Origin of the sequence: Vibrio sp. 10N.222.55.C6, from assembly GCF_041473395.1 — a bacterium.
Lineage (GTDB): Bacteria > Pseudomonadota > Gammaproteobacteria > Enterobacterales > Vibrionaceae > Vibrio > Vibrio crassostreae_C.
In genome coordinates this window covers 1-476 of record NZ_JBFRSD010000867.1, presented here as the reverse complement: position 1 = coordinate 476, position 476 = coordinate 1, and the positions used below count along the sequence as shown (strand labels likewise).

Sequence of the window (476 nt, the reverse complement as noted above, 5' to 3'; positions counted from 1 at the left end):
TCACCAAAATACAAACGAATTGTTTTTTTTGCGAGTGGACAACGAGTGTCTTTTTCTTCTGCTTCATAGGTACAGAATTGAAGACCTTGGGTATTGAAGTAAGCAGGTACTTCAATATCTTCACTGCTAAATTCGTGTGCTGACTTGCCGATAATCAGCGATGAATTTCCCGCATTACTTTCGACTGAATACGTTTGACTACCTTGATTACTCTGGCAACCCATTAGCGCAATTGCAGCAGTAACTAAACCGGCAATTCGAGAAAATTTCATTATGATTTCACTTTGTCAGCAACAACTTTATCTAGGTTCTCAAGTTGTTCGATAGTGTTTTTATCCATTGAAATAAGTGAGTTGGCGTCTAATGCAAGTATCGAGCGAGCTTCCATCTCATGGTAAGCTTCAACAACGGGTACCGTTTCTTCTTCGCTTGCTTCACCTTCTTTCTCACTTGAAACAGCTGCAAAAAAGCTATCC

At 39.9% G+C, this 476-nt stretch carries 2 pseudogenes; both read right to left on the bottom strand.

Features of this window, described 5'->3' with window-relative positions:
- Positions 1–272: pseudogene (locus AB4486_RS26605) on the bottom strand (hypothetical protein); the annotation flags it as partial.
- A pseudogene (locus AB4486_RS26600) lies at positions 272–476 on the bottom strand (hypothetical protein); the annotation flags it as partial. The pseudogenes AB4486_RS26600 and AB4486_RS26605, both read right to left, overlap by 1 nt.